Annotated in this window: 21 protein-coding genes; 9 read left to right on the forward strand and 12 right to left on the reverse strand. The window is 67.0% G+C overall.

The annotated features are described in order from the left end of the window. Positions 1-24: 24 nt before the first annotated feature. Positions 25-1,449 (reverse strand): WS/DGAT/MGAT family O-acyltransferase, encoded by a 1,425-nt coding sequence (locus tag AC0B44_RS16785; RefSeq protein ID WP_471903956.1) that lies wholly within the window; start codon positions 1,447-1,449, stop codon positions 25-27. A gap of 250 nt (positions 1,450-1,699) precedes the next feature. On the opposite strand from AC0B44_RS16785, the gene AC0B44_RS16790 reads away from it, so the two are divergent. Continuing rightward, positions 1,700-2,860: a lycopene cyclase family protein gene (locus AC0B44_RS16790; protein WP_471903957.1), complete on the forward strand. Its 1,161-nt coding sequence runs from the start codon at positions 1,700-1,702 to the stop codon at positions 2,858-2,860. A gap of 3 nt (positions 2,861-2,863) precedes the next feature. On the opposite strand, the gene nadC is transcribed toward AC0B44_RS16790, so the two are convergent. The 3 genes from nadC to nadA are packed head-to-tail and all read right to left on the reverse strand — an operon-like array spanning position 2,864 to position 6,331. Next, entirely contained in the window at positions 2,864-3,730 is an 867-nt protein-coding gene (gene nadC / locus AC0B44_RS16795) for a carboxylating nicotinate-nucleotide diphosphorylase (RefSeq protein ID WP_471903958.1), read from the reverse strand. 1 nt (position 3,731) lies between these two features. Continuing rightward, positions 3,732-5,303 carry an L-aspartate oxidase gene (locus AC0B44_RS16800; RefSeq protein ID WP_471903959.1) on the reverse strand — a complete coding sequence of 524 codons (1,572 nt, stop codon included), beginning with the start codon at positions 5,301-5,303 and terminating at the stop codon, positions 3,732-3,734. Continuing rightward, complete coding sequence (gene nadA / locus AC0B44_RS16805; protein ID WP_471903960.1) at positions 5,300-6,331, reverse strand: quinolinate synthase NadA; 1,032 nt, start codon at positions 6,329-6,331, stop codon at positions 5,300-5,302. The genes AC0B44_RS16800 and nadA overlap by 4 nt, the downstream gene beginning before the upstream one ends. An 84-nt stretch (positions 6,332-6,415) precedes the next feature. On the opposite strand from nadA, the gene AC0B44_RS16810 reads away from it, so the two are divergent. Further along, complete coding sequence (locus tag AC0B44_RS16810; protein ID WP_471903961.1) at positions 6,416-7,126, forward strand: NUDIX hydrolase; 711 nt, start codon at positions 6,416-6,418, stop codon at positions 7,124-7,126. A gap of 99 nt (positions 7,127-7,225) precedes the next feature. Continuing rightward, positions 7,226-8,173 carry an aldo/keto reductase gene (locus tag AC0B44_RS16815; RefSeq protein WP_471903962.1) on the forward strand — a complete coding sequence of 316 codons (948 nt, stop codon included), beginning with the start codon at positions 7,226-7,228 and terminating at the stop codon, positions 8,171-8,173. 231 nt (positions 8,174-8,404) lie between these two features. Here AC0B44_RS16815 and AC0B44_RS16820 read toward each other — a convergent pair whose 3' ends face one another. Together AC0B44_RS16820 and AC0B44_RS16825 are read right to left on the reverse strand one after the other, a co-directional pair. Next, on the reverse strand, positions 8,405-9,130 hold the full coding sequence (locus AC0B44_RS16820) for a methyltransferase domain-containing protein (RefSeq protein ID WP_471903963.1): 726 nt from the start codon (positions 9,128-9,130) through the stop codon (positions 8,405-8,407). Between the two features lie 192 nt (positions 9,131-9,322). Beyond that, a complete protein-coding gene (locus tag AC0B44_RS16825; RefSeq protein ID WP_471903964.1) occupies positions 9,323-9,790 on the reverse strand; it encodes a GNAT family N-acetyltransferase in 468 nt (155 codons plus the stop codon). 96 nt (positions 9,791-9,886) lie between these two features. Between AC0B44_RS16825 and AC0B44_RS16830 the strand changes: the two genes are divergently transcribed. Further along, a protein-coding gene (locus AC0B44_RS16830) for an IS5 family transposase (protein WP_471903965.1) occupies positions 9,887-10,784 on the forward strand; the annotation gives its coding sequence in 2 pieces (ribosomal slippage) (positions 9,887-10,233 and positions 10,232-10,784; 900 coding nt in all). Here AC0B44_RS16830 and AC0B44_RS16835 read toward each other — a convergent pair. Both AC0B44_RS16835 and AC0B44_RS16840 read right to left on the reverse strand, forming a co-directional pair. Beyond that, the gene (locus AC0B44_RS16835; RefSeq protein ID WP_471903966.1) at positions 10,781-11,539 is read right to left on the reverse strand and encodes a MerR family transcriptional regulator; all 759 of its coding nucleotides are present in this window, start codon (positions 11,537-11,539) and stop codon (positions 10,781-10,783) included. The two genes, AC0B44_RS16830 and AC0B44_RS16835, sit on opposite strands and share 4 nt — an antisense overlap. A gap of 105 nt (positions 11,540-11,644) precedes the next feature. After that, positions 11,645-13,216, reverse strand: coding sequence for an FAD-dependent oxidoreductase (locus AC0B44_RS16840; RefSeq protein ID WP_471903967.1), 1,572 nt, complete (start codon positions 13,214-13,216; stop codon positions 11,645-11,647). 79 nt (positions 13,217-13,295) lie between these two features. On the opposite strand from AC0B44_RS16840, the gene AC0B44_RS16845 reads away from it, so the two are divergent. Next, positions 13,296-13,859 carry a helix-turn-helix domain-containing protein gene (locus tag AC0B44_RS16845; RefSeq protein ID WP_471903968.1) on the forward strand — a complete coding sequence of 188 codons (564 nt, stop codon included), beginning with the start codon at positions 13,296-13,298 and terminating at the stop codon, positions 13,857-13,859. A 252-nt stretch (positions 13,860-14,111) separates the two neighbouring features. On the opposite strand, the gene AC0B44_RS16850 is transcribed toward AC0B44_RS16845, so the two are convergent. Next, positions 14,112-14,294 (reverse strand): hypothetical protein, encoded by a 183-nt coding sequence (locus AC0B44_RS16850; RefSeq protein ID WP_471903969.1) that lies wholly within the window; start codon positions 14,292-14,294, stop codon positions 14,112-14,114. A 325-nt stretch (positions 14,295-14,619) separates the two neighbouring features. Then, positions 14,620-15,381: an SDR family NAD(P)-dependent oxidoreductase gene (locus AC0B44_RS16855; RefSeq protein ID WP_471903970.1), complete on the reverse strand. Its 762-nt coding sequence runs from the start codon at positions 15,379-15,381 to the stop codon at positions 14,620-14,622. Positions 15,382-15,481: 100 nt separating this feature from the next. On the opposite strand from AC0B44_RS16855, the gene AC0B44_RS16860 reads away from it, so the two are divergent. Next, a complete protein-coding gene (locus AC0B44_RS16860) occupies positions 15,482-16,315 on the forward strand; it encodes a helix-turn-helix transcriptional regulator (RefSeq protein ID WP_471903971.1) in 834 nt (277 codons plus the stop codon). Positions 16,316-16,605: 290 nt separating this feature from the next. Here the strand turns inward: AC0B44_RS16860 and AC0B44_RS16865 are convergent, their stop codons facing one another. After that, positions 16,606-16,770 (reverse strand): hypothetical protein, encoded by a 165-nt coding sequence (locus AC0B44_RS16865; RefSeq protein WP_471903972.1) that lies wholly within the window; start codon positions 16,768-16,770, stop codon positions 16,606-16,608. A gap of 121 nt (positions 16,771-16,891) precedes the next feature. On the opposite strand from AC0B44_RS16865, the gene AC0B44_RS16870 reads away from it, so the two are divergent. Then, complete coding sequence (locus AC0B44_RS16870) at positions 16,892-17,659, forward strand: SDR family oxidoreductase (RefSeq protein ID WP_471903973.1); 768 nt, start codon at positions 16,892-16,894, stop codon at positions 17,657-17,659. Between the two features lie 59 nt (positions 17,660-17,718). Here AC0B44_RS16870 and AC0B44_RS16875 read toward each other — a convergent pair whose 3' ends face one another. After that, complete coding sequence (locus AC0B44_RS16875; protein ID WP_471903982.1) at positions 17,719-19,020, reverse strand: acetamidase/formamidase family protein; 1,302 nt, start codon at positions 19,018-19,020, stop codon at positions 17,719-17,721. 304 nt (positions 19,021-19,324) lie between these two features. Between AC0B44_RS16875 and AC0B44_RS16880 the strand changes: the two genes are divergently transcribed. Together AC0B44_RS16880 and AC0B44_RS16885 are read left to right on the forward strand one after the other, a co-directional pair. Beyond that, a complete protein-coding gene (locus AC0B44_RS16880; RefSeq protein WP_471903974.1) occupies positions 19,325-20,140 on the forward strand; it encodes a MerR family transcriptional regulator in 816 nt (271 codons plus the stop codon). A 196-nt stretch (positions 20,141-20,336) separates the two neighbouring features. Continuing rightward, positions 20,337-20,444, forward strand: coding sequence for a hypothetical protein (locus AC0B44_RS16885; RefSeq protein ID WP_471903975.1), 108 nt, complete (start codon positions 20,337-20,339; stop codon positions 20,442-20,444). Positions 20,445-20,856 lie beyond the last annotated feature (412 nt).

Consider the following 20,856-nt stretch of genomic DNA (forward strand, 5'->3'; position numbering starts at 1 on the left):
GCGAACGCGACGCGACCACGGGTCTCACCTGCCCGCGTCGACCTCGTCGATCTCATCGACCGCGTCCACCGTGAGAACGCTTTCGAGTGCGGCGAGTTCGGCGTCGAGATGATCGAGCAGGCAGGCCAGGTCCGGCACCGTGCGCCCGCACGCGGTGAGGCCGAAGGCGATCTCGTCGTCGGTGCTCGTGCAGGTGATGTTGAGGGCCTGCCCGTCGACCGGCACCGACAGCGGATACAACGCGTCGACGCGGGCGCCGTTCCAGTACAACGGTTCCTCGGGTCCGGGAACGTTGGAGACGATCACGTTGAACGGCGTCCACGGCACCACCCGATTGCCGGTCACGACACCGACCGCGACGGGCGCGACCCCGACCGCGCTCGCGGCGAGACGGCCGATCTTGGTCATTCCCCGCATCGCGCGTTTACCCTCGAGCATCGAGGCCCGCACCCGATCGAGCCTTTGCTCCGGGTCCGCGTGCCGGGTCCCGAGGTCGCACATCAGAACCGCGATGTCGTTGCCGGACTTGTTGCTGCGCAAAGACACCGGGACCATCGCGACGAGCGACCGTTCGGGCAGCGCGTCGCGCTCGAGAAGATAGGTGCGCAGGGCACCCGCGGAGAGGGCGAGCACCACGTCGTTGATCGTGCTGTCGGTGAGTTTGGCGACCAGGCGGAGACGCTCGAGCGACCAGGATCGGGCCGCGAACCGCCGTGACCCCGAGATCTGCTCGTTGAGGATGGTGTGGGGAGCACCGAGGGAGAGCGGACCCCCGCGGTCGTGCAGCGCGAGGTCGACGGTGCCGACCAGCGCCGGAACGAGCGAGACCGCGCCGGAGGCGACCGTCACCGCTTCGGAGACCACTCCCCGGACGGCGCGCACGGCGTGCCCCGGGAAACCGATCGCCGTCGCCACTGTGGAGCGTGCGGGTGGTCTCGCGTCGGTCGCCGCCCACGGCGCGGGCATGCCGGTGTCGTTCGGATCGGTGCCGAGCGCGCGTCGCAGCAACCGCATGGCGCCGATGCCGTCGGCCATCGAGTGGTGGATCTTCACGTAGAGGGCGAAGCGTCCGTCTGCCAGTCCTTCGATGAGGTGCATCTCCCACAGCGGCCGGGTGCGGTCGAGAAGCGCGGCGTGCAACCGGGAGACGAGGTCCCACAGTTCCTTGGTCGAGCCCGGTTCGGGCAGGGCGTTGAACCGCACGTGGTACTCGAGGTCGAACCGGGGATCTTCCTCCCACGCCCACTGCCCCAGTGTCGTCACCGATCGGACGGGACGCTTGCGCCACAGTGGTGCCGCAGGATCTTCGCGGCGCAGCGCGTCGTCGAACCTGGCTCTCAGCGCGGTGGCGTCGGAATCTTCGGGAGGCTGGAACAGCAACAGTCCACCCACGTGCATCGGGTGGTCGGGAGACTCTCCCAGCAGGAACATCGAATCGGTCGGTGCCATCGGTAACCGCATCGTCAATCTTTCCGCCCCCGTTGACGAGAACTGTGCTCCGCGCGAGGCCGCCCCACCCCGCGATCCGACATCGCTGAACTCAGATCCATATTTGTACCGCAGATCGTTCGGCGCAGGTTCGGAACGCCACAGTTCCGGGACCCGCCGCGACGTGCCGGGATTTGCCGGGAGGCAATACCGCTGCATCGAAGGTGCCGGTACCGGACAATGGGCGCCATCCGCGACGAACGGAGGGCCGATGAGTCTTCGAACCTGGGAAGGTCCGTTGCACGGCGGCATCGCGATCCTCGGCGGTGGATTGAGCGGGCTCTCGCTCGCCGCGCATCTCGCCGCTACGACTCCCCGGCCGGGACCGGTCGTGGTCGTCGACGACCCCGCACACGACATCACCGCCGCCTCCTGGGCCTCGTGGACGAGACGCACCGCGCTGCTCGATTCCGCGGATACCGAGGTGTTCGATCGGATGCGTGTCCATGCGGGTGGCCACGATCGCACACTCGCCCTCGGGGAATACCGCTACCGCGTGGTGCACGGTGCCGCGCTGGTGGCGGCGGTTCGCCGGTACACCGATCCGGTGCCGGATGTGGGGGCGGTACCCGGTCGTGTCGTCGATGTCGACAACGTCGAACGGCCACTGGTGACACTCGACGACGGGCGAGAACTGCGCCCCGACTGGGTGTTCGACGCACGCGGTCCGATCGCAGTCGATTCGCACGCCGATGCCGCCCTGGACTTTCTCGGGGTGCGTGTCCGGGCGGAGGCTCCGCTGTTCGACCCCCACGTGCCGATGCTGTTCGACTTCCGGACGGATCAAACCGATAGGGCGTCCTTCGTGTACGTACTCCCGAGCGATGCCCACCACGCGCTCGTCGAGCACACCTGTTTTCTCGATCCTGCGAACCCCGGTGTGCCCACCGAGGTGCATCTCGCGGCGCTGCGCGTCTATTTCTCCGAGGTCCTCGGAGTTGCGGAGAGCGCCTACGAGTTCGGGGCGTCGGAACAGGCGCGGCTGCCGCTGGTGGCGCAGCCTGCGGAGCGCAGCGACGGGCACATCGTGAGGATCGGAGCCGCCGCGGGGTTGCTCAAAGCGAGCAGCGGCTATGCGTACGAGCGGATCCAACGCGACTGCGAAGCGATCGCGGAGTCGTTCGCACAGCACGGACACCCGTTCGATCTCCCCAAGCGCCACAACCGATTCGTACGCTACGACCGCGCATTGCTTTCGGCGGTGGTCGACCGTCCGAGTCTCCTCGAGGACACGTTCGCGGCGTTGTTCTCACGGACGTCGGCAGAGCCCGTGCTCCGTTTCCTCGACGAGGACACCTCCCTGGTCGACGAAGCACGGTTGTTCGCGTCACTTCCCGCAGGACCGCTGATCCGGGCGATGACCGGGCGCTGACACCTACATGTCGAGCCCGAGGTCGAGCACGGTCACCGAATGGGTGAGCGCACCGACCGCGAGGAAATCGACTCCGGTGCGGGCGTACTCCGCGGCGGCTTCGAGGGACAGACCGCCCGACGACTCGAGCCGCGTCTGCGGAGCGTTGGTGTTGCGCCGCTGCACCGCGATCTGGGTCTGCCACAGCGGGAAGTTGTCGAGCAGGATCAGTTCGACGTTCTCGGCGAGAACCTCGTCGAACTGTTCGAGTGTGTCGACCTCCACCTCGCAGGGGACGCCGGGGGCGTGCGCTCGGACCGCGCGCAGGGCGGCCACTACCGAACCCGCGGCCGCGACGTGGTTGTCCTTGATGAGCGCTTCGTCGCCGAGACCCATCCGGTGGTTCACGCCGCCGCCGACGCGTACCGCGTACTTCTGCAGTGACCGAAGGCCTGGCAGGGTCTTACGGCTGTCGCGGATCTTCGCTTCGGTGCCGCGCACCGCGTCGACCCAGTGCGACGTGGTGGTCGCAATGCCCGACAGGTGACACAGCAGGTTGAGCATCGTGCGTTCGGCGGTGAGCAATCCGCGGGTGGGCGCTTCGACGGTGAGCACGGATTCGCCGGGCACCACGCGGTGGCCGTCTTCGGCACGGTCGACCACCCGGTAGTGGTTCGGGCCGATCACCTGGTCGAGGACGAGAAGACCGACGTCGAGTCCGGCCACCGTGCCGGCCTGCCGGGCCACGACCGACGCGGTGGTGGTCGCGTCTGCGGGCACGGTCGCATCCGAGGTGATGTCGGGCCCGTAGCGCAGGTCCTCGTCGAGGGCCCGCACCACCAGTGCGCGGGTCTCGTCGAGGTCGAGGCCGTCGGGCAGGGCGGTGGCCATGTCAGTTCGCTCCTGTCAGTTGCGGGATCGTGACGGTCGTGTCGCCGTCGCTGTCGAGACGTTGTTCGAGACTGTGGGCCCATGCCGGGTCCGGCACAGGGTGGTCGCTGCGGGTGTGGCACCCGCGTGATTCGGTGCGCCGCTGCGCCGCGCGGACGAGTATCCGCGCGCTCACGGTGAGGGCCGCGTCCTCGAGGGCCGCCGTGTCGGTGCATTCGGAGGCCGGTGCGGAGTCGAGCATCGCCGCGGCGGCCGCGAGGCCGTCTGCGTCGCGGACGACCGAGGCGTTCCGGGTCATCAGGTGCTGGAGCGCGGTGCGGTCGAGGCGCGGAAGAGTCGGCGGCGCTGCGTCGCTGACCTCGACGCGGAGGCCACCGCGCTCGACTGCGGCGGCGATTCCGGCGCGTTCGCCGAGCACCAATCCCTCCAGCAGGCTGTTGGAGGCGAGTCGGTTGGCTCCGTGTAGTCCGGTGCGAGCGACTTCTCCGGCCGCGTAGAGCCCGGGAACCCGGGTGCGCCCGTGGACGTCGGTGACGACTCCCCCACACGAATAGTGCGCCGCCGGGGCGACGGGCAGCAGGTCCCGGGAGGGATCGAGGCCCGCCTCGGCACACATCGCAGTGATGGTCGGGAAACGGCTGCCGAACCCGTCGAGGTGGCGCGCGTCGAGGAAGACGTGATCCTCACCGAGATCGGCGAGGCGACCCGCGATCGCCCGCGACACCACGTCGCGCGGTGCCAGATCGCCGAGCGGATGGACACCCTCGGTCACCGAAGTGCCGCGCGAATCTACCAGGCGGGCACCTTCTCCACGCACCGCCTCGCTGATGAGCGGTCGCCGCCCCACCCCGCCGGCCGCGAACAGCACGGTGGGGTGGAACTGGACGAACTCGAGATCCGCGATCCCGGCGCCCGCCCCGAAGGCGAGGGCGATGCCGTCGGCTGTCGCGCCGGGCGGGTTGGTGCTGCAGGCATACAACTGCCCGAGCCCCCCGGTGGCGAGCAGCACCGCCGGAGTGTGGACGACGCCCGCGCCGCGGTCGTCGAGCACCAGCACCCCGGTGACCCCCTGAGGACCGGTGAGTATCCGTGCCGCAGAGGCGCCGAAGAGCACGGGCAGACCTGCGGAGTTGAGCGCCCGCTGGATCTCGGCGCCGGTCGCGTCGCCGCCGGCGTGGATGATGCGACGGATACTGTGCCCGCCCTCGCGGGTGCGGGCGACGGTGCCGTCCCGGCCGATGTCGAACACCGCACCGAGATCGCTCAGCGCCGCGACCGCGTCGGGACCCGCCGAGACGATCGATCGCACAGCATCCTCGTCGCACAGCCCGCCGCCTGCCGCGAGCGTGTCGGCGACGTGCGAGTCGACCGTGTCACCGACAGGCGCGACGACGGCGATCCCACCCTGCGCGTACTGGGTGGAGGTGTCGGTGGGGCCGCCCTTGCTGACCGTGAGCACCCGCATCCCGCGCCGGGATGCGGCACGTGCGGCGGTGAGGCCGGCCACCCCACCGCCGACCACGACGAGGTCGGCGTGGTCCTCCCACGCCACCCCGCTCGTGCCGGTGGTCACTCGCCGCTGCCCGGATTTCCGATGGAGATCATGCGCTGAACCGACAGGCGGGCGCGCTCGGCGACGTCGGGCGCGACGTGCACCTCGTCCTTGCCTTCCTGGAGGCACCGCAGCAGAGCCGCGGGGGTGATCATCTTCATGTACGGGCAGGATGCACGGTCGTTGACCGCCTGGAAGTCGATGCCCGGCGCTGCCTTGCGGAGTTGGTGCAGCATGCCCACCTCGGTGGCGACGAGAACCTGCTTCGCGTTGGTGGCGCGGGCCGCGTCGATCATGCCGCCGGTCGAGAGGATCTTGACCTTGTCGTCGGGGACGAAGCCTTCCCCGGCGAGGTAGAGCGCCGACGTCGCGCAGCCGCACTCGGGGTGGACGAACAGGTCGGCGTCGGGGTGCGCCTTGGCCTTGGCGGTGAGTTCGTCACCGTTGATGCCCGCGTGTACGTGGCATTCCCCTGCCCAGATGTGGATGTTGTCGCGTCCGGTGACGCGCTTGACGTGCGCGCCGAGGAACTGGTCGGGCAGGAACAGCACTTCGCGGTCCGGGTCGATCGACGCGACCACATCTACCGCGTTGGACGAGGTGCAGCAGATGTCGGTCAGGCCTTTGACCTCGGCCGTCGTGTTGACGTAGGAGACGACCACTGCGTCCGGGTGTTCGGCCTTCCACTCGCGGAGTTGGTCGGCGTTGATGGAGTCGGCCAGTGAGCAGCCCGCGCGTTCGTCGGGGATCAGGACCGTCTTGTCCGGGCTGAGGATCTTCGCGGTCTCCGCCATGAAGTGGACACCGCAGAAGATGATGGTGCCTTCCTCGGCCTCCGCGGCGATGCGCGAGAGGGCGAGCGAGTCGCCGACGTGGTCTGCGACGTCCTGGATGGCCGGCAGCTGATAGTTGTGCGCCAGCACCGTCGCGTTGCGCGCTCGGGCCAGCCGGCGGACCTCGTCGGCCCATTCCGGCGTCGCCTCGATGCCCGTGTAACCACCGGGGCCGTCGATGATGGCGGCGGCTCCCGCCCACTCGGTCGTGGTCATGGCCTTGCTCCTTCGGGAAGGGGACTCCGGGCGGGCTGCGCCCGGATTTCCGCTTTCAGGGGTTTTCGACTTAGAATCGAAAACATGCCACATAGTAACACTCGTCACGAAGTGCTCATCGTGGTGTTCCAGGTTCGCACCTTCCCACCCTCGCCCCGGAACCCCGGCGGTGACCCCGAACTCGGGGTCCTGCTCTGGCAACGCGCGCTCGATCCCGAAGCCGGAACATGGTCGCTACCGGGAGGCACGCTGCGGGACGACGAGGACCTCACGTCCTCCGCCCGGCGCCAACTGGCCGAGAAAGTGGACGTACGCGAGGTCGCCCACCTCGAGCAGTTGTCGGTGTACTCCGACCCCCGCCGAGTCCCCGGAGAACGCACCGTCGCGTCGACCTACCTGGGACTGGTCCCGATCACGTCCGACCCCCGGTTGCCCTCGGACACCTCGTGGCATCCCGTCTCCCACCTGCCCGAGATGTCGTTCGACCACGGCCGGATGGTGGAGAACGCACGTACCCGACTCGCCGCGAAACTCTCCTACACCAACATTGCCTACGGGCTCGCACCCGCAGAGTTCTCCATGTCGACATTGCGTGACATCTACTGTGCCGCACTGGGATACCAAGTGGATGCGACGAATTTGCAGCGCGTGCTGACTCGCCGCCGCGTGCTGACAGCGACCGGGAACACCGCACCACCCGGCCCCGCCGGCGGCCGTCCGCCCGCGCTGTACCGGTTCACCGAATCGAGGCTGCGCGTGACCGACGAATTCGCCGCGCTGCGTCCACCGACCTGACCACAGGCCGAGGACCGCTCTCACCTGCACCGACACCCGGCTACCGGAAAGTCCGGCTAGGGTGCCCACGTACTCGACATCGGCTACCGCAGGAGCATCGTGACGACGATCGGCAATTCCCGCCTCGACATCTTCCCATTTGCCCTCGGCGGCAACACTTTCGGCTGGACGGCCGACGAACGCGCGTCCTTCGAGATCCTCGACGCCTTCCGGGCGTCCGGCGGCAACCTCGTCGACACCGCGGACTCGTACTCTGCCTTCGCACCCGGCAACTCCGGCGGCGAATCCGAAACGATCCTGGGCAACTGGGCGGCCTCGCGCGGCAACCGCGACGAGGTGATGATCGCGACGAAGGTCGGCCATCATCCCGAATTCCCCGGTCTTGCCCCGGCGAATATTCGGGCCGCGGTGGACACCTCCTTGAAGCGGTTGCAGTCCGACCACATCGATCTGTACTACGCGCATTCCGACGACCCCGAGACCCCGCTCGCCGAAATCGTCGCCACATTCGACGAACTCGTCCGCGACGGCAAGGTGCGCTACGTCGGCCTGTCCAACTTCTCCCCCGCCCGCGTCACGGAATGGCTCGAGATCGCGGAGGAGCACGGGTTCGACGCTCCCGTGTCGCTGCAACCGCACTACAACCTCGTCCACCGAGCAGAGTACGAAAACGGTTATGCCCCCATCGCTCTCGAACACGACCTGGGTGTGCTGCCCTACTACTCTCTTGCTGCGGGATTCCTGACCGGAAAGTACCGGTCGCAGGACGACTTCACCGACCGGATCCGCGAGCGGATGGCCACGCGCTACTTCACCGACGCCGGCCTCGCCGTGGTCGATGCGCTCGCCGAGATCGCGACTGCACATGCAGTCGAGATCTCCACGGTCGCGCTGGCCTGGTTGCTGACCCGGCCCGGCGTCGTCGCCCCCTTGGCGAGTGTCAGCCGGATCGAGCAGTTGCCGGCGCTGCTCGACGCGACGCGCCTAACCCTTACTGACCTCGAACGCGACCGCCTCACCGCACTGTCGGACGCCGTCGGCGCGTAGCAAGCCGTCTGCTGGCGTCTGGCTCTGTCGAGCCCTGCACAGCCGCCGATACCCCCCGGGCCGGTCGGCTCGGGGGGTATCGGGTTGCTCCCGGTATTCACGCAAACGCGCTCCCGCCAAGGGAAAGCGCACGGAAAGCCGCAGGCCGTAGCCCGAGGCCAGGACTAGGACATGTCTGAGAATTGCTGACAGAGCGTTGATCCGCTGATCAGGCGGATCCCCCGATGGCGTTCACGATGCCTCACGGGCGATGTGACGACAGACCAGCATGTCGTGGGCACCGCGCTGAAAGCGATACCCGACCTCGACAACGTCACCCGCGATCCCCCAGTTCCGAAGTTCGGTGAGCAGTGTGTCCAGATGCGGATAGAGGGCCGCGGACGCGGAGTCCACCAGGGGGAAGATCCGCAACTCACTGCGGGTGACGCGCATCAGTTCGGTGATCGCATCGAGGTGGAAGGTCGGGTCGAGACGATCGGAATAGCTGAACAGCAGATGGGAGCTGAGTACCAGATCGAAGCTGGCATCAGGGAACGGCAGGGCAGGCAGCCGTCCCGGGACGTAGCGGTGGCGGTTCCGGCTGAGGTCCGCGGCAAAATCCGCGGCCGCGTGCTGTCGTAGGCGAAGATGCTCGTCGGGGTCCGCGAAGAAGGTCCAGTCGTAGTGCTCCGCGTGGGCACGGATGTACCGGTTCCCGCGATCGGTTTCGGCCGCCACTATGCCGGCGAGTTGCTCAGCATCGCCGTCGAAATACGCCATGTCACACGCGGTCACGTCACCGCCGAGACCGTTCACGGCACTGGTGAAACCTGCCGCACCACCTGGGCAGTCCAGAATCCTCCGAGACAAGTCGCTCTCGGTGAGATTGAACATGGCCTTGTACTCGGCGAGTGAGCGGGAACTGATCAGCATCTCGCCGATCCCAACCACAGGAGGCTTGTCTCTGTCACGGGTCATCTGGGGTTCCTCTCGAAATCGAGGCCACCCCATCGCACCAGCCGGTATCACCGCAGGAAGCGAGAGTAATCGGCCACCGGAGAGGCGGCCGAAGACACAGTGGATCAGGCCGCTACGGAGCGCGGCCACCAGAGCTGTGCGTGGGTAATCACGACCCCATTAAACATGACCGAGAAGCACAACCGTGACGACTCACCATGCCAGTGTCATGAAGATGCTGTTCGGATCCATCTCGTAGCGCCCGAAGGGGCCGCACGGAACGAATCCGGAGGAGGAGTAGAGGCGGCGGGCAGGCTCGAAGAAGTCCATCGAACCGGTTTCGAGTGAAATCCTCGACACTCCTCGCATTTTGGCATCGTGCAACAGATGCTCCAGGAGGAGCCGTGCGATCCCGCGTCCGCGCGACTCGGGAGCTGTTCGCATGCTCTTGAGCTCTTCGTGGCCTGGTTCGAGCATGACGAGGGCCCCGGTCGCGACGACGTCACCGCGGTGCCTGACAACCCAGAGTCGAACCGACGGATGCATGAGCCCCGCCATATCCAGTGCGTGGCGGCTGGTTGCCGGTGCTGTCGGGGCGATGTCACCGAGGTGGGCCTGGAGAAAGGCGGCGAGACCGGCGTCGCCGAAGTCCGCCCGTTCGATCACGTTATCGGCACCCATGGCTATCCCCCTTGGTCCACACCGAAGCTATATGACGGTGGCTTCATTTCCGGGCGCACGCAGCGCCAGCCGACCGGTTGGTGTGAAGCTGTTGGGATGACACGGCTTCGAGTGTTGTCGGATGATCAGTGGGAGCTGGTCGCGGACCTGCTTCCAGTGAGAACGGGTCGGCGTGGCCGCCCGTTCTCCGACGCTCGGTCGATGGTCGAAGGCATCGTCTACCGCTACCGCTGCGGGCTCGCGTGGCGGGACGTGCCCGAGGTGTTCGGGCCGTGGCAGACCATCTGGACCTGGCACCGCCGTCTCGCCGGCGACGGAACCTGGGACCGGATCCTGGAACGGCTGCTCACTCACGCCGACGCGGCCGGGGTCGTCGACTGGGCAATATCGGTGGACTCAACCATCGTGCGCGCTCACCAGCACGCCACGAACACCACCCGCCACACAGGGGGGTGCGTCGAATTACACGAATCCTTCGATCGAGCCGCCTGACCACGCGATCGGCCGGTCCCGTGGCGGCCTGTCGACGAAGATCCATCACCTCGTCGACGGACACGGCATGCCCCTCGTCGTGCTCGTCTCACCCGGCCAATCTGGTGACAGCCCCGCATTCGCGCACCTCCTCGGCCATCTGCGCGTTCCGAGGCTCGGAGGTGGCCGGCCGCGGACCCGACCCGATCGGGTCCGTGGCGACAAGGCCTACTCCTCCCGCGCGAACCGGGAATTGCTGCGCCGCCGCGGGATCGGTGCGGTCATCGCTGAACCGTCCGATCAGGCCGGGCATCGGCGCCGACGTGGATCGCGCGGCGGCCGCCCGCCTGTGTTTGACGAGGTCGACTACCGCGGCCGCAACGTCGTCGAGCGGCGGTTCTGTCACCTGAAGCAGTGGCGCGGTCTGGCGACTCGGTATGACAAGCTCGCGATCGTCTACCGCGCAGCTGCCGTCCTCAACGCGGTCATCGCCTGGGCCCGAAGATTGTCAGACATGCCCTAGTCGCCGAGCCGCTCGTCCGCGTAGTCAACCATCGCGTCTCGCTGATACTCGGCCAGACCCTCGGCGATCTTCTCGTAGCTCGCCTTGAATCGTTCGTCGTCCACGTACATCTGCCCGACGCACTTGTACGCGTCCCGGTTCGGGGTCCACATGCGGCACATGCCCTGGTATTGCGTGTCGATCTCCGCTTGCACCGCCTCGTCCGCGACCGGGGTTCCAGCCGCCATGAACTCCGCCATCCGGATCATCGCGGCAGTGGCCTCACGCTGCATACTCTCGACGTCGTCCGGCGTCATCGTCGCGGTCCTCCGTCGCGACTGCTCGAATTCCTCCGGCCAGCGGTCACGTGCCTCGTCGTCGTACTGCTTGTAATCGAAACCCTCGAACAAGTTCTCGGGGCGGTGGATCTTTCCGGTCATTGCCGTCGTCCCTTCGATTTCGGCGATGGTGCGTGCCACCGTGTCGGCCATCTTCGCCAGCCGGTTTCGCTCCGCCAGCAGACGATCGTGCTGCCGTTTGAGGGCGGCGAGCGTGTCCGGCTCGGAGTCGACCGCTCGCCCGATCTCGGCCAGGCTCAGGCCGAGTTCGCGCAGCACGAGAATCTGCTGCAGGCGCAGCAGTTGCTCCTGCTCGTAGTAGCGGTAGCCGTTGGCGCCCACGTAGGCGGGCTCGAGCAGTCCGATGTCGTCGTAGTGCCGCAGAGTGCGGGCGGTAACTCCCGACATCTTCGCGACCTCCGCGATCGACCAGCTCATAGCAGTTCCCATCGTTTTGGAGACCGGTCGATCCGGTCTCGGCTCCGACCGTAGAAGTTGCCGTAGCGAGAAGGTCAAACGGAAATGCGTGCCACGCGCCGAAACTCAGCCGAGCCGTCGCGCCCGCAGCACCGAGTCGCGAACGGTGATCTCCTCCCCGGAGTGCGGGTGAACGGCCGTGCGGGACCTCGCCTCGCAGACTTCGATCTCCCACTTGCCGTCCTCGAGCGCCGGGATCAGCGACTGGGGCGTGAAGAGGAACGAGTGGTGGCCGTGCCGGAGACCGGTCGCCATGTCGTCGGGGTGGTGACCCACCACGAGCAGGGTGCCGCCCGGAGCCACCGCGGAACCGAGGCGCCGGGTGATGTCGACCATCCCACCGTCGGGCAGGTGCATGAACTGCGACGAGACCAGGTCCCACCGTTCATCTCCGGGCTCCCACGTGCGGATGTCGGCCTGGAGCGTCGTGACACGCTCGCCGACTCCGGACTCGGCCGCGTGCGCGGTGGTCTTCTCGAGGGCCGCTCTCGCGAAGTCCAAGGCGGTCACCGTCCAGCCGCGGCCGGCCAGCCAGATCGCATCGGCGCCTTCGCCGCAGCCCACGTCGAGTGCGCGTCCCGGAGCGAGGGAGGATGCCTCGGCTTCGAGTTGCGGGTTGACGTTTCCGCTCCAGACGCGATCCCCGGAGTAGCGGTCCTCCCACGCGGGTTGCTCGAACATCTCGGCCCTGCGCTCGGCGACCGCACGATCGGCGTCCTCCGCAGCCAGGTCGGCATTGATGAAGGCGCCCACACGATTACCGTGTGCGGCCGAGCCGATCAGGGTCAGGCTGATGTCGGTCGCGTTGCCGGCTGCGTAGAGACCGGGAACAGTGGTTGCTCCCATCGCGTCGACCGGGATCACGGTGCCCATCGGCGCCCCACCGAACTCGACCTCTTGCGGCTCGAGCCCCAGAGACCCGAGGAACTCGAGTCGCACCTGCGGCCGCGCGCCGACGACGATCGCATCCCGCTCGAGGACCGAGCCGTCGGCCAGCCGCAACCCCACCAGTCGATCACCGTCGGTGACGACCTCTTGCGGAGTGCCGTGCTCGATCCGCACGCCGATGGCAGCCATCCGTTCCACATCGTCAGGCGGCAGTTGCACCCCGTCGGCGACGACGATGACGACGTCGTCGGTCAGTTGACGGAAGAGCAGGCCCTGATGTCCTGCCATGGGGCTGGTCGCCAGCACCGCAATCGCTCGGTCGCGCACCTCCCAGCCGTGGCAATAAGGGCAGTGGAGGACGTCGCGTCCCCATCGTGCGGCCAGTCCGGGAACGTCGGGCAACTCGTCCACCGCGCCGGTCGCGAGGAGGACGCGTCGAGCCGTGACCCGGCGTCCGTTTCCGGTGTCCACGGCGAAGCCGTGCTCGGTACGGCTCACGGCCTCCACTCGATCGCCCGTCACCTCCACGCCGTAGGCTTCCACCTCGGATTTGCCGTCGGCAAGCAGATCGAACGGAGCGACACCTTCGCGGCCGAGGTAGTTATGGGCGTGCTCGGCGGCGGCGTTGCGGGGTTCTCCGGCGTCGATCACCAACACCCGGCGACGGGACCGGCCGAGCGCCATCGCGCCACTCAGGCCGGCAGCGCCGCCGCCGATGATCACCACATCGAAGTTCTCGTTATCGGTCATATCCCGAGGGTGCAACGCGGATCCGGGAATGGCAAACAATCTTGCCGATGCAGCAAACAATTCGGGCATACTGGGTGCCATGGCAGACGAGGACGTTCTGAAGGGCGTGGGCCCGAGACTTCGACAACTCAGACTCGAGCGGGAAGCCACCCTCGGTGACCTCGCGGCGGAGACCGGCATTTCCGTCAGCACCCTCTCCCGACTGGAAGCGGGACAGCGCAAGCCGACCCTCGAGCTTCTGCTGCCACTGGCCCGCGCCTACCGCGTCGCCCTCGACGAACTCGTCGACGCCCCGGAAACCGGCGACCCCAGGATCCGGCCGAAGGCGGTGACCCGGCACGGCCGGACCTTCCTCTCGTTGACCCGGCGTCCCGGTGGCCTTCAGTCCTTCAAGATGGTGCTGCCGACGGTCGACGACGTGGCCCAACCGACGTTGCAGACCCACGAGGGCTACGAGTGGCTCTACGTGCTCAGTGGGCGCTTGCGCCTGATCCTCGGTAACCGCGACATGGTGCTCTCACCGGGAGAGGTCGTCGAATTCGATACCCGCACGCCGCACTGGATCGGCAATCCCGGCCCCGACGCGTGCGAGGTGTTGGCGATCTTCGGTCCCCAAGGCGAACGGATGCACGTGCGTTCGTGAACAGACGCGGCGCCGGTGCCTGCGGCTGGTCGGAAGATCTGCGGACTCGGCTCGAAACAGCCACTGTTCGACCGCTTTCCGTTTCCGCGGCCGCATGCCGTTCCATCCCAACTGTCGCGAAGAAACTTCTCCTGCCGTCATGTGCTCACGTACACCGCAGACCAACCTGAGCGGGCGCAACAAGAGCCAGACAACGGTGTCGGCCGCGATGCAGGCACCGACATGTCGCGGTAACAGCGCACCTCGACAGGGTCAACGCTCAGGTGAAGCGATGGCGTCGAGGATCGCGGTGTCGATGCCGGCCGTGGTCGCTCCGTCCGATGGTGAGGCTGCGAGACGTTCGAACCGGCCTCGCGCCCGGTCGAGCATCGTCTGACTCTCGGCGAGGTAACCGGGGCCGGTCGATGCCTCCGGCGAGGCTGCGGAGAAGTGCATCAGCAGCGACGATGTTCTCGTTCACCAGGGCGGCGACGAACTCGCGGTCTTTGGGCCGGCCTGCGAGTGTCTTGGAGACGCACAGGTAGATAGGCTGAGGCCGCCCCTTCACGGCGGCGACGAAGCGAACATCCCCCGGATCGGTGCGGAGCTTCGACGTGATCACGGCGAAACCCGAAGACCATCCCGCCGCGACCGCGGCGAACCCCGGCGCCGGCCGCGCACGACCTGCGCCGGGTTCGAGCTGATCACCCCGCCGATGAAGGCGTCGACCAGCAGTGCCGCGAAGAGAACGGCCGCTCCGCTCAGCCCGCTACACCCGCGGTCACAGGCGCTGGCCGCCGGAGGCCTCGATCCGCTGACCGGTGACCCACGCCATCCGCGGATCGAGGATCGCGGCGACGGCCGCCCCGATGTCGTCGGGCTCGCCGATGCGGCCCATCGCGACCGTCGGCAGCAGCACGGCGCGATATTGGTCGTCGTCGCGCACTGCGCCCCCGCCGAAGTCGGTGGCGGTCGCTCCCGGCGCGATGACGTTCACGGCGATGCCGCGGGCGCCCAGGTCTTGCGCGAGATACACCGTGAAAGTCTCCACCGCGCTCTTGACCGCCGCGTACATCGCCATGCCGGGCGCGGCGAAGCGGGTCAGCCCCGTGGACACGTTGAGGATGCGGCCGCCGTCCGCGAGCGCGGGCAACAGCTGCTGGGTCAGCAGCACGACACCCGTGAAGTGCACGGAGACGAGGCGGTCGATGCCGTCGCGGTCGAAGGCTCCCACGGGTGCCGCACCGCCATAACCGGCGTTGTTCACCAGAACGTCGAACGTGTCGCGGGCCCACTGGGTGTCGAGAGTCTCGCGCAACCGCTCCGCGAACTCCGCGAAGGTCTCGGGGGCGGTGGTGTCCAGCGCGAGGGCCACCGCCCGCCGTCCTCGCGCGCGGACTTCGGCGACCACGGCGGCTGCTGCCTCCGCATCGCTACGGTAGGTGAGCACGATGTCGTCGCCGCCGTCGGCGAGGGTGAGGGCGGCGGCGCGGCCCAGCCCACGCGAGCCGCCGGTGATGAGGATGATTCGTTCGTCGGTCATGTCCTCAGGCTCCGCCGCATCCGTCCGCCCTTCCAGGCCCCAGCGATCGAGGGACCGCGGATACCTGGCTCGGCGCCGCGCACACGAGGAGGATGAGAGCATGCATCAGCTGGCCGAGTTCCTGCGCAAGCACCGCGAAGCACTGCAGCCCGAAGACGTCGGACTGCCGCGCGGTCCCCGACGGCGCACGCCCGGGCTGCGGCGGGAAGAGGTCGCCGTGCTGGCGGGCATGTCTACGGACTACCTCAACCGGCTCGAGCAGTCGCGGGGACCGCAGCCCTCCGTGCAGATCCTCGCTGCCCTGGCCCGTGCCCTGCACCTCGACCGCGCCGAGCGCGACCATCTGTTCCGGCTGAGCGGGCACGCCGCTCCCGAGCGTGTCACGGCAGATCTGCACGTCTCACCCGGAATACAGCGGATCCTCGAGCGTCTCACCGACACCCCCGCGCAGGTCGTGACCGAGCTGGGGGAAACCCTCGCCCAGACCGAGCCCGCCCGTGCGCTTCTCGGCGACGCGCGGGAGCTGAGCGGACTGCGCCGCGCCACCGTCTACCGGTGGTTCACCGAGCCGGAATCGCGCGACGTGTACGCGCGCGCCGACCACGACCTGCGGGGGCGCACGTTCGTCGCCGAGCTGCGGGCCGTGTACGCGCGGACCGGCGACCGCTCGCGCGCGGGCGCGATCGTCGCCGAACTCAAGCGGGTGAGCCCGGAGTTCGCGGCCGTGTGGGCCGACCACGAGGTCGCCGAAAAGCATCCGATGACCAAGCGCTTCGCGCATCCCGACGTGGGCGAGCTGACGCTGCACTGCCAGACGTTGCTCGACACCGAGACCGGCCATCGCCTCCTCGTCTTCACCGCCGCCCCCGGCACCGACGACGCCGCCAAACTCGACCTGCTGCGCGTCATCGGCACGCAGCTGTCCGTCCGCTGACGCGGTCACCGACGGCGCAGCGCAACCCAGGGCGTTAGCGATCGACTTGCCGCCGAGTACCTCGACTTCGTCTCGCAATGGGCGCAGGGCGCACCATCGCGCAGGTCACCACCGCTGGTAGCCAGCTCACCGCTGACAACCACGTACTGAACGAGTCTCCCCGGTCGGATAGCCCACAGAACCCGAGTCCAACCGTCGACGACGAGGGCCGAAGCGTATCGAACGATAACCAGCAGCGTCCTGTCCGGCGACGGGTCCTCCGGGAAGGCACCGTTCCTGCGGGGCATCGTTCACCAGGTCAGATTGACGTTCATCGGGTGGTCGAGGATGACCTCGCGCGGACGAGCGGATTTCACCCACGCCAGGCATACCTCGGGCGGATCGATGGTGCTCAGACCGGTCGGTGCCATCGCCCGATCCTGCCCGACCACCGCGACGAAAGGTGGGATCGGCATGCCGGTGTCCCCTGCCTGGACTACAGGAGCGAGCGGACGTGCGGGTGTCGTTCAAGCCCTGCGCCGACGCGCCGTACTCGGCGACCAGGTCGGAACGAGTCGCATTGTCTAGGCTCCCCCCATGAGCAGACCCAGCGTGTTCGTCACCGGCGCCGCATCCGGAATCGGACGGGCCGCCGCACTGCAGTTCGCGAATCACGGCTACCGCGTCGGCGCTTTCGACGTCGACGCATCGGGGCTGCACAGCCTCGCCGATGCGCAGCCCGACATCGTCACCGGTATTCTCGACGTCACCGACGCCGACGCCTGGGCTCGTGCCCTGTCGGAGTTCTGCCCGGACGGTCGGCTCGACATCCTCGTCAACAACGCCGGCATCCTGTCGTCCGGGCCGTTCGAGGACACCCCCGCCGAACGGCACCGCCGGATCGTCGACGTGAACGTCACGGGCACAATCCTCGGCTGCCACACTGCGTTCGAATACTTGCGCCGCACGCCGGGCGCGCAGGTGGTCAACCTCTGTTCGGCGTCGGCGATCTACGGGCAACGTGACCTCGCCACGTACAGCGCGACGAAGTTCGCGGTACGCGGCCTGACGGAAGCTCTCGAACTCGAATGGAGCCGGTACGACATCCGGGTGTTCGCGTTGTGGCCGCTGTTCGTCGACACCGCGATGACGCACGACATGAACGTCGGTGCCGTCCGCACGCTGGGCATCCGCCTGACTCCCGACGATGTCGCCGCCGAGATCTACGAGGCAACCCGCCCGGGACGTACTTGGGGGCGGGTGCACCGGGCGGTGGGATGGCAGGCGCGAGTGCTCGCGGCGGTCGCGCAGTGCTCACCGGCGAGGCTCAATCGGTTGGTCAACAAGTGGGTGACACGCCGCTGACAACCGGTCGAGAGCAGGATCGGCATCTCGTCGCGGTAGATCTCGGCGATTGGCAATGATCAGCTGAAATGATCCTTGTAGATCTGCCCGTGAACGCCCACGGTCCGGTCGACCACCTGCGACACCGTGAAGTCGGCCGCTGCCGAGAGATATGCGTACGCGGTCGCGCGGTCCATGCCCTGGTCCTTTTCGAGGAAGTCCAGAGCATTGACGACAGCCCTCCGCATCGCAACATTGAGGTCACTGCCCTGACCGTCGATCGCGCCGTCGGGGTCGGACAGCCCGATGGGGATCCAAGACTCGGTTGTTTCCGCGAACGGGTAGCCGTAGGCGACACTCGGTGCATCTCCCGATCCTGGTTTGCAGACGGTCAGTCGGAAGGTCCCGCGCAGTGAACCTTCCATTGCGGTGAGCGCCACTTCACCGTCCCCCATTGCCATGTGCGGGTCGCCGACGTAGAAGAGTGCGCCGGGGGCGAAGACGGGCAGGTAGAAGGAGGAACCTTCGCCCAGCAACCGGATATCGATGTTGCCACCACCCAGTGTCGGCGGAATCGAGTTCGAGTTGGGTGAGGTCGGATCGGCGTCGGTGGAAAATGCGACGCCCATCATGCCCATGAACGGGCGGAGCGGAAACTGGACGCGGGAGTTCTGCCCGAAGGGCATGACGCCCAGCCCGTTTTCGATGGTCGTGAAGACCGATACGTTGCCGTGCGATGTGGGATCGGCACCGGCTCGCCCGTCTGTGGACACCGGTGGCATCACCTCGGCGATGTCGATACCCGCGGGTGCGCCACCGTCACCGGTCCTCGCAAGCGCACCCTTGCCGTGCCGACTGGAGACGACACCGTACGGGACTCGGGGGATGATCTCCAATGTCTCGATCTTGAGGACATCGCCGGGTTCGGCACCTTCGACGAAGACCGGTCCGGTGACTACGTGGGGTCCATCCTTGCCGAAATCACGTGGTGTGCGGTCGTATTCGGCGGCGATCGCCGCAGCGTCCTGGAGCACGTCGCCGGCGGCGACACCTTTCGTACCGAAGTAGTCGATGGGGTTGCGGCCCTGGTCTTCGAGTATTCCCTCGTGTGAGACGGTGTCGATGGTGATTGTCTGCCCCGACCTCAACCGGACCACCGGACTGGTGTGCACATTCGGCACGTAACCCCAGAGCACTTCGTCGGGGAGCGATCCGAGGTATATGTCGCCGGACCGGTCACCTTGGCCCGGCTGCAGGATCGGAATCCCGCCGGCATACGGCAGAGCAGGTGAGGAGACTGTCGGTCCCGCTGATGCGTCCGAACACGCCGCGGCGGCCCCGGCCACACCCACACCGGCGCCGACCGCTACCACGCTCTGAATGAAACGGCGACGGCCGAGACCCCTCGTGAGAAGTTCTACCGCATTTCGTGAGAACTGTTCGGGCACAATGAGCCTCCGGTCGGTGTTGGACCGCCCAAGCTACCGAGGCGATGTTTCGTCCCCATTGCAGCCCGGTTCACAGAACACGCGGGGTTGTTCACGGGCCAACAGGTTTGAAACAAAGAGAACAGCTACAGACCCGCAGCTGGATGCGAGGTTGTCGTGCCGGGCGACTCCTCGAAAGCGCCGGTGTGGGCAGGGGAACCCTTGACCTTGACCTTGCGTCATAGTTGAGACTTGATTCATGCGAATAAGCAAGCTCGCCGAATTTGCCGGCACAACGACGCGAACCGTGCGGCACTACCACCGACTCGGCCTGCTGAACGAGCCGCGGCGTCGATCCAACGGCTACCGTGAATACACCCTCACCGACGCTGTCCGCTTGATGCGAATCCGCTGGCTGGCGACCAGTGGAGTTCCTCTCGGGTCGGTCGCCGCCATCCTCTCCGACGAAAGATCGAGTGAAGACGAACGCGACGTCGCCGCGGACCTTCGGGCTTTGATCGCCGGCATCGAGAAGGAACAGAACATCCTCGCACGCAAGAAGATGCAGCTCACCGCGATGCTCGCCGAGGTTGATCGCGGCAATCCGATCTCAGCGCTGCCCGCGGGACTGGCCACGGCCTTGTCCGACGCCATCGACGGCGCTCCGTCCGTCGAGGTCGGTTCGGCTCTTCGGCTGGACCGGGACCTCGTCGAAGTCCTCTCGATGTCAGGGAGCGCGCCCGAGTTCCTGCTCACGGGCTACGAGGCAACGATGATCGACGACCTCCGGCGCGAGCGGTACCTGAAGCTACTTGCGCACTGGTCACAACTCGAAGGGCGCAGCCCGGACTCGGTCGAGTCGGAGATCGATGCACTCGCAACCCGACTTCTCGAGTTCTTCGATCAACAACAGATGGGGATCATCGAGCCCTCCGACGGTGCCGACGAGGAGGGTGGCGGGGCTGCCGAGACTTTGGCGCTCGACGAACTGATTCCCGACCCCGCACAACGTGAGGTCATTCTCCGGGTGCAGCGAGAACTGTTCACCCGGTCCTCCAATCCTGAGGACATCTGATGGTGATCGACCGGATACGACGATTCGAACGAGTGACGCAAGTGGTGACGGCGGTCGTTCTGAACCGTCTCGGGTTTGATGCCGCCTCCTTTCTTGAGGAGGATGCTTTACTGCACCAACTCACACCCTGATCGCAGATGCCACCACACGCGGCTGAGACCGCGAGGTCGAACGACACCAACGCACCGTGGACGGGATGACTCAGGTCGAGATTGCCGAGATCCTCGACGTCGGGCGGACGACGCTGTACCGGCACCTGATGCGGGCTGCTGATCAGTCGGCTGTCTACGCAGGTACCAAGTAGGCGACTCCCCTTCCCCGTGAATCAGCCGATTACACCGACCCTGGGGGCGTGGACGCCTCGACCCAAGATCAAAGCGATTCACCCTCACCTCAAGATGTTCAGCCACTAGCCGAGGGTGACCCTGGAGAGACTGACCCGGACGGCGACCCTCTACCCGAGACGGGTTGCAGGATTATCGTTGCCAATCCCCACGATTCAAGGGCTCGTGCTAACGGTGCCCTACTGTATCCGAGGGAAATTCACACTCAGGTCAAATCTACTTGTCCTTCTGTCTCGGTTCCCGCCAGAAACCTTGCCAAAGCTGCCAGCTACCGACTTAGCCTCGGGATTTCATGCTGATTGAGTGGAAACCCGTGTCAAACACGAAGAATGGTGCCCTGAACTGGGATAATTCGACTTGCGAAGGTTGAAT

It is taken from the genome of Rhodococcus sp. NPDC019050, from assembly GCF_055664235.1.